We start from the raw sequence: 8360 nt of genomic DNA, 5'->3' as shown, positions 1-8360 counted from the left end.
TCTCTTCCTTTTGGGGGGGTGTGGGGGGGGGGGGCCCCCACCCCCCCCCCCCGGCGGTTTTGCCCCCGGGGGCCCCCCGGGCGCCGCGGGCCCGCACAAGACGACAAGGTCGTCGAGCGCGGCCGCCGCGCAGGTCAGTCCTCCATCAACAGATGCCTGCAGGCAGGAACGGTCTGCTCGCCCAACCCAAGGCGATCACCAAGCAAAACGAACCGACGATAGGTCATGCCATCGATCTTGACCCAGTAGCGGATCAGGCAGCGCAGAAAGAATCGGAACCCCAGGTTCGGACCCGCAAGCCGGATCGTTTGATCAAGGGCGTTGGCCACCTCTTCTATCGGGTAGAGGCTCTGCCTGGCGGCGAGATCGAGTGCGTCGGCGACCGCTCCGAGTTCGGCCAGCACTTCGCCGGCCAATTCTGCCCGGTCCGCTGCCGGTGCAGGAAATACACCTCCTTGGGCCAGGTGGAGATCGCAGAGTTCAGTGACCTCCGCCATCCAGGAACGGATGCCGGACAATCCCACCAGTCCCGATGCCGCGCGCCACACAGTGGATACCGACCGCTCTGGAAGGTCTGGGTGGCCGAGGCGGGTAATGTCGTCCTTCAATCGCGCGGCGTCGGCGCAGGCCCACTTTCGGGCGACATCAAGCGGCGTTCCTTCGAAATCAAGGTGAAACTGAGTGGAAAGGCCGGTGATGCCGTAGTCGAACGGGTCGGGGGGAATTTCTTCCCGCATGATTCTCCTCAGATCTCCGGGTAGGCGGTGAGAACGTAGAATCCACCTGGCTTGTAGCCCGGAGCTGCCTTGAGGACGACCACGTACCTGTTGGTCGATGGTCCAATCAGGCCTCTGATCCCGTAGACCTGGCCAATCGGGTTGGAATCCGATCCGAAATAGCCCTTGATCTCGAAGTTGCGGCCGCGGAACGGTCCTCTGCCGCTGAGCCACTCGCTGATCGCCCGTGGGCTTTCCGCATTCTTGGTGGCGATGGCGTAGTCTACCACCTGTTGGGCCGTCTGACGGTCGGTGAATACACTCGTAAACGGCGAAAGGCCCTTTTCCGAGTTTTTGATTGCTTCGGCCTTTGCGCCTTCTGGTGAAATTTCGACGTGCTTTGAAAGTGTGTGCGCATCGACGAATTCGCTCTGCGCACGCAGCAGATTGTTGCAGTTGTGGACCAGTGCCCCGGGGCCCTCGCCGTCGTCGGGGCGGACGAAGAAGGTGTGGTCGCCGGCTACGGTCAGGTCATAGACCAGTTGTGGGCCTTCATTGTCGCTCTGAGTAACCTCCGCGATCCGGTCGATCGTTCCGTCAGGTCCCCTGAGGAGATCGCCACTCTTCAGCCGGTCTGCGGTGGTCCAGCCGGAACCTTCGACGTAGAACCGGTGCCCTGCTGTCGTAGCGAGGACGTCGCCACGATCCGTACGGATCTCGGTCAGATGGTTTGCGTTGTGGGCGAACGTGGCCGTGACGGGTTGCGGCCTGTCAATTCCGGAAACGGTTTCGGATGCCAAGAGCACATCACCGGTGTGAACGTCGCGAATGTCGCGATAGGTGCCATTGGACAGCAGTACCTGTGTTCCACGCGGGAAGCTGTTGGTCAGGCAGCCGCCCCCGGATGCCACCTCCTCCATTGCTTTCGCGACGTCTCCTTCAAGCTCGGCCTCCCTGAGCAATTGCGCATCCATGCCCTGGACCTTGCGAAGCACAGAAAGCGCCTCGTCGATGCCCATGCCGTTCTTCAGGTTGAGGCGGAATGCGGCCAGGGCGTCCGCGCTGGCCAACAGATTGCCGATGGCGGCGTCCTTGAAGCCGTCGAGGCTGACCTGGAGGGCTAGCTTGGCCTCCTCGATCGTCATGCCGCCGACCTCCATCGCATAGCGGAAGGCGACGACGCCCTTGGCGGCCTTCGCAAGGGTCGCGTAGGGGAGCACGTTGGACGCTGCCCAGGCGCAGGAGGAGTTGAGGCCGGGGTTCTTGAAGCACTCGATGAAGTCACCGACCAGGATGTGGACTACGATCTTCGAGCTCTCCAGGGTCTGGCAATTTCGGGAGCCAGCGGGAGCCGAGTAGCAGTTGTACCGCTCCATGTACTCGCTGGAAAGAAGGTCGTACGAGCTCTCCACCTGGACTTTATCGAGATGCTTGGTGAAGAGGGTTTTAGTCACCCAGTCGTTGTTGTATTTGCCGTGGCAGGCGGCGATGGTGAGACCGGCATCGGGACATGTTCTCAAGACATAGTCGACATCACCAGTCACCTTGACGTTGACCGGGAAGGTGCAGATCTCTTCCCCGGTGGGACCCCGGTGCCACTTCGCATTGCTCATCCAACTGCTGAAGAAATTGGCGGCGTCGACACAGGCCTGCAGGCCCTTGCCGTACTTCTCGTCGAAGACGATCTCCTGTTTCATTTCCCCGCTGGGAATCGCGTCCATGTAGGACACGCGACCGAGGTCGTCGACAACCGCGGTCTCGGACTCCATCTCGCCTGCGGCGTTGCCGTCCTGCATTTTTTGGTAGGCGATCTTGAATGCTTCGAGTGCGGCCTTGTGGGCTTCGGCGGCGCTGGCCTGGGCCTCGAGCTTGGAGGCCAGTGCGTCGTCGGCAGCCTTCTTCGCGTCGCTCGCGTACCGCCGGGCCTGGGCGGCAGAGGCGGCGGCTGCGGTGGCGGAGTGGTCGGCGCTGCGGGCGTCGGCGTCGGCGCTGGCGGCGGAGGCGCGGGCCTGGGCGGCGTAGGCGGTGGCCTGGTCGGCGCTGGCTTTGGCCTTACGGGCGGATTCGGCTGCCCGGGCGGCCCAGTCGGCGGCTTCGGTGGCGGAGGCCTGGGCCTGGCCGGCGTAGGTGGCGGCTTCGTCGGCGGCGCCGCGGGCGGTGGCGTAGGACTGGGCGGCCTGTGCCGCGTACTGGCGGGCGAGGGCGGTGTTTCCGTCGATGGCCTGCAGGTAGGAGGAGATGGTGGCGACGTGTGCGGCGGTGACGGCGTCGCGGTGCTGGGCCTTGGGCAGGCCGATGGCGAGGAACAGGGCGAGGCCGGAGGTGGGGCCGGACATGGCGGCCTGGGCCGCGGCCTTGACCTCGGGTCCGCCGACGGAGATGGCCTGGGAGACCAGCAGGCGGTTGTCGTCGTCGCGTGCGGCGTATTGACCGGTCGCGAGGAACGCACGGACGTCGTCGATGCTGCCGTCCAGTGCCTTGCCGGCGGCTTCGCGCACCCGCGGCCCGCCGGAGGACATGATCTGCGACAGGGCGAGCCGGTCGTCGTCGTCCTTGCCCGGATAGGCACCAGTGGCGAGGAACGCCCGTACCTGATCGAGGGTCCCCACCGAGGCGGTCTCAGCGGCCAGCCGCTGCTCCAGCTTGGTGGAGGCGGCAACCTTCGCGAGGACACTGGTGCGGTCGTCGTATTCTCGCGCGAGCGCCAAGTCGGTGCTCAGGAACGCCAGAACATCCGCGTCGTGGCCCCCCAACGCGGTCTGGGCCGCGACCTGGACCCACGGCCCGCCGGAGCTCAGCAGGCGGGTCGCGGCCAGACGGCCCTTGGCGACCGCAACCGACGGATCGACGCCGGCGGCCGTGGCCTCGCCGAGCAGACGCTGGGTGGCGGCGGCCAGCTCGGTGGCCTTGCCCGACTCCCACGCAGCCTTCTTCGCCTTCGCCGCTTCCTCGAAATACGCCTGTTCCGCGGACGCGACCTCGACGGCCTGCTGCGCGGCGAGGCGCTCGGCGTCCGAGGCCCGCGCGAGATCGGCGATCTTGTGCGCCTGGGTCGCGGCGGCAGCGGCATCGTCGGCCGCCTGCCGCGCCGCGGTTGCGGCGGCTTCGGCGGTGGCGGCCGCAAGAGCGGCATCGCCGGCGTGCTCGAAGGCCTGCTGGGCGGCGTCCGCTGCGGCTCCGGCGTGCACGGCGGCGGAGTCGGCGGCGCGCTGGGCCTCGGCGGCCGCGGCCCGGGCCTCGGCCGCGATCTTCTGGACGGCGTCGCAGGCGCGGTGGGCCTCGGCAGCGGCCTTTCGGGCGCGGTCGGCAGCGGCCTTGGCGCGGTCGCGGGCCTCCTCGGAGACGCCGGCCTGGTTGGAGGCCTCCAGAGCGGCGGCTGCGGCCGCGTCGGAGTTGGCGGCCGCTTCCTTGGCGGCGGCGGCCGCCTTCTCGGCCTGCAGGGAGGCCTGCCCCGCCCACTGGGCGCGCTCGCCGATGGTCTGCGCCTCGCCGGCGTACTTCTTCGCGGTGACCGCCGCGTTCTTGGCCTTGTCCGCGTCGGCGGCGTTGACGGCGGCCTTGGCGGCGGAGTCCTGGGCCTGGGCCGACGCGTTGCCCGCGGCTGTTGAGGCACGGGCCGCGTCCGCGGCCGCGTCGGCGGCCTGCCGGGACGCCTCGTTGGCCTTGGCGGCGGCGCTGGAGGCCTGCTTGGCGGCCTTCGCGGCCCGCTCGGCCGCATCCGCGGCCTTCGCCGCGGCGTTGGAGGCCTTCTTCGCGTCGCCCTTCGCCGCCTTGGTCTCCGCAGCGGCCTTCTCAGCGGCCTGCTTGGCCAGCGCACTCGCGGCCAGGGCCTTGGCGGCGGCGTCCTCGGCCTCCCGGGCCTGCTCGCCGGCCTGGTCGACAGCGTTGCTCGCGAGGTCGGCGAGTTGGGAGATGGTCAGGGTTTCCTGGTCGTGGGCGGCGGCGGTCTGGTAGCCGTAGCGCAGGAACTCCCGGACGTCGTCGATGGTGCCGTCCAGCGCGAGGCCGGCGGCCCTCCTCACCTCCGTGCTGCCTGTGGACATCAGCTGGGACAACTTCAGGCGGTCGTCGTCGTCCCGTGCCCGGTACTGGCCGGTGGCAAGGAAGGCGTTGACGTCGTCGATGCCGCCGTCCAGCGCGAGGCCGGCGGCCTTGCGCACGGCCGGGCCGCCGGAGGACATGATCTGTGACAGCTTCAGCCGCTGGTCGTCCTCGAACGGCCGCTTGTAGCCGCCGTCGACGAACGCCTGGACGTCGGCCGCGCTACCGGCCAGCGCCTTCAGCGCTGCCGCGCGCACCCACGGGCCGGAGGTCGTGGTGACATCCTCGACGCGGACGCGCAGGTCGGCTTCGGAAGCGGCGGTCCTACCGGTGGCGAGGAACGCGGCCACGTCGCCGTCGGAGCCGGCCAGGGCGGTTTCGGCGGCCTGCCTGACCGCCGGGCCGCCGTCCTTCCAGACGGCGATCGCCGCGACCCGGTCGGGGACCGGGCCGATCGGCGGCCCCTCGGCGGCGAATGCGGGTGTGGCGAGCAGGCCGGCGAGCAGGCCGCCGACCGCCACCCCGACGGCGCCACGCCGCCAGGGTGTCCATGTCCTACTGGTGGTTTTCATCGAGGATCCGAAAGCTCCTTCTGTGGTCGCGGCCTTCACTGAGGCGACGTCGAGCGGTGGGTCGTTGCCAGGTCAAAGAGCGTGCCGGGCCGGGGTGTCGCGACCCCGGCCCGGCGATGCGGCGAGACCGGCCGAGCCGAGCGCTCGGCTCCGGGCGTTCGTGGGACGGCCTGCCTGAGCCAGCCGACGGACGGCCCGTGATGCCGCTGCGATCGGACTGGGCCGACGTCAGGCGTGAGTGCCGGTGGCCCAGATGGAGTCGCCAATGCCTTCGCCGCCATCGGCCTTGTAGACGACGAGGTTGCCGTCGTCCTGGACCTTCAGGAAGGCGCCGGCGGACCAGAAGGTCCCGGTAGCCCACAGGGAGCGGCTGCCGTCGGCGCTGTAGACGATGGCGTTGCCGTCGTTCTGGATCTTCAGGTAGGCGTTGTTGTTGCCGTAGGTGCCGCTGGCCCACAGGATGGTGTCGTCGCTGAGGCGGTAGAGGACGAGGTTGCCGTCCCACTGCATGACCAGGCGGGTGGTGGTGGTGTAGACCTGTTGTCCGGCGGCGAGCTTGCTCTCGGGGCGGAAAGTGCCGGTGCTCCAGACCGAGCTGGCGGCGGTCTCGGCGGCGTCCTTCTTGTAGAGCACGAGACTGCCGTCATTCTGGAGCTTGAGGAATGCGCCGTCGTTGCCCCAGGTGTTGGATCCCCACAGGACGCCGGCACCGGTGGCAGGGTTGCCATCGCTCTTGTAGACGACGAAGTTGCCGTCCGGCTGGACGTGTGCCCAGGCGCCCTTGTTCCCGGCGGAGTTGGTCTGCCAGGTGGTGGTTCCGTCACTGCGGCGGTAGCGCACCAGGTTGCCGTCCTGCTGCATCTCGACCACGGCGGACTGCGACTGGACCCACTGACCGGACTTGATCTTGGTGCCGCTGCTCACCTTCGGGTCGAGGCGGGTGGTGCCACTGGACCACAGGACGGCGCTGCCGTCGGCCTTGCTCAGGGCGAGGTTGCCGTCGGACTGCAGGCGCAGGAACGCGCCGCTGTTGCCGTAGGTCTTCGTGGACCACAGGGCGTTGGCGTCGGTCGGGTCCCCGCTCTTGTACACGACGAGGTTGCCGTCCGGCTGCATGAACGCCCATGCGCCGTTGTTGCCGGACGTGCCCGTGGACCACAGCACGCCGCCGTCGACCTGCTTGTGGGTGACGACCAGGTTGCCGTCCGCCTGCATGGTCAGCTTCAGGTCCAGGCCGGTGATCGACGTGCCGGACGTAAGCTTGGTGCCGGTCTGCAGAGTCCGGCCGTTGCCCGCCTTGGCGCTGGTAATGGCCGAGGCGATGCCCTCGACGCGGGTCGCTGACGCGCCGGTGCGGGTCTCGCCCGCAGGGGTCTCGAGGCAGCCGCCCTGCCAGGCACGGGATACCAGCGCGGTGATCTCGCCCGCGGCGTTGAACAGCGGCGCCCCGTTGTCGCCCGCGCAGAGCGGTCCGGCACCGGCGGCGGGCGACAGGTCGACGGTGGAGGCGGAGACGGTGCCGACGGTCTGGTCGGTGGTGCGCACTCCGTTCCACCACGTGCTGGTGGTGCGGCCGGCACCGGCCACCTTCACGGTCGTGCCGGCGGCGACGGCCGCAGTGGCAGTCTTGGCCGGGGTGACGTCGTAGACCGGCACGGTCAGCTGGGCGATGACGGCGTCCCGTCCGATGTCGACCGGGTGTACCTCGGTGAGCGGGTTGCTGCGGCCGCCGATGGTGAAGGTGCTCCCGGCCAAAGCGAGGCCCGGGGCGAGAGCGTTCGGGTCGCCGGTGAAGCAGCTCGCCGTGGTGAGGACCCACAGCGGGTCGATCAGGGTCGCGGTGCAGCCGCGGGATCCGGCCCGGCCCGGCGCGCCCGCGCTGAGGGAGCCGACCGCCGGGAAGTCGGAGGCCGGGACGGTGGCGGGCGTGCCGTCGGTGGCGACCAGTTCGAGGAGCACCGACGGCTTGTTACCGGTCGAGTTGTCGGCCTCGCCGACCGGCGTCCAGTCGTTCTTCTTGATGTCGACGCTGCTGGTGGTGCCCTCGGCGCTGAGTGTCGCCTTGATGGCGTGGTTGTCGCCCTTGATGTTGATGACGTTGGGGGTCTCCAGAGCGAGGTATCCGGAGGATCCGGTGACCTTGAAGCAGACCTCGAACGGCGCCGCGACCTGGCGCACGATCCGCACCAGGCCCGACTCGGAGGTGCAGTCGGCGAGGCGGATGTGACCGTCTCCGGTCTTCACCGTGATGTTCTGCTCGGCCAGGATCTTCGCGGCGCCCGGGTACGCGAACGCCTCCACCGCAAGCGGCGCGGCGCTCTCCGCCGCCCAGGCGGGTGTCGAGGCCGCGGCTCCCGGCGCGGCCAGCAGCGCTGCGAGCAGCAGTACCGGTTTCTTAACCCTACGCAAACCAATCCTCCAAAACGGAAAATTCAGACGTAAAGCAACCATAAAATTGCCGATCGCACGCTATCGGAAAGATAGGTTGGCAGTCAATGAATTAATTGCGGGCAAGTGCTGCAAATGCGGCCGTAATTTACAATTTAGGCAATAATGGTCTACGGGGTGCACAAATCGTGAGGATTCTCCCTCTATCGGCACCCGGTGACATGAAGCCAACCCCCACTGCAGTGGCCTGACCTGGGTATGTGCCGTCTGGCCTGTCGCTCGTAGCTGAGCACCTTGACGGCCCATCGGACCTCAGGGCAGCGGCGTACAAGTGGCCGAAACCAGGTTCGCGGGGGGAGAACGTCAGGACAGCTGGACATCATCGGGATCGACCCGCCGCCGGATAAAGGGGGGCTTGCCGTGGACCAGGAGAATAAGGAAATCTTCAATCAGATCTGGACGGCGAGGGATTGGTCTCCCGTTCAAAATCTCCCGTATCGCGTGGAGCACCTGACAACCACCTGGCACCCCCGAGCGGCGGAGATCGGTGACGGCGGCCGTGGCATCCTCCCAGCTGGCGGCCACATACGGCGCAATCTGCGGCCACGGGATTCCCCGAGTACGGCCAGATATCTCCCCGCTC

The 8360-nt window shown here is 68.1% G+C and carries 4 protein-coding genes; all 4 read right to left on the bottom strand.

Translation table 11 applies throughout. The annotated features are described in order from the left end of the window. Positions 1–134: 134 nt before the first annotated feature. Positions 135–737 carry a hypothetical protein gene (locus ACWDCZ_RS37645; protein ID WP_449818277.1) on the bottom strand — a complete coding sequence of 201 codons (603 nt, stop codon included), beginning with the start codon at positions 735–737 and terminating at the stop codon, positions 135–137. Positions 738–745: 8 nt separating this feature from the next. Next, on the bottom strand, positions 746–5329 hold the full coding sequence (locus ACWDCZ_RS37640) for a polymorphic toxin-type HINT domain-containing protein (protein WP_449818276.1): 4584 nt from the start codon (positions 5327–5329) through the stop codon (positions 746–748). 228 nt (positions 5330–5557) lie between these two features. Continuing rightward, a complete protein-coding gene (locus tag ACWDCZ_RS37635; RefSeq protein ID WP_449818275.1) occupies positions 5558–7738 on the bottom strand; it encodes a trypsin-like serine protease in 2181 nt (726 codons plus the stop codon). Between the two features lie 342 nt (positions 7739–8080). Beyond that, positions 8081–8360: hypothetical protein (locus tag ACWDCZ_RS37630; RefSeq protein ID WP_449818274.1), on the bottom strand; the 280-nt coding region annotated here is incomplete at its 5' end.

The sequence above is a fragment of the Kitasatospora sp. NPDC001225 genome (assembly GCF_053597855.1).
This window is presented reverse-complemented; position numbering and strand designations above follow the sequence as displayed.

Excerpts from the sequence above, each read along its gene's own strand:
- ACWDCZ_RS37645 (WP_449818277.1), bottom strand. The coding sequence starts at position 737 with ATGCGGGAAGAAATTCCCCCCGACCCGTTCGACTACGGCATCACCGGC.
- ACWDCZ_RS37640 (WP_449818276.1), bottom strand. The coding sequence starts at position 5,329 with ATGAAAACCACCAGTAGGACATGGACACCCTGGCGGCGTGGCGCCGTC.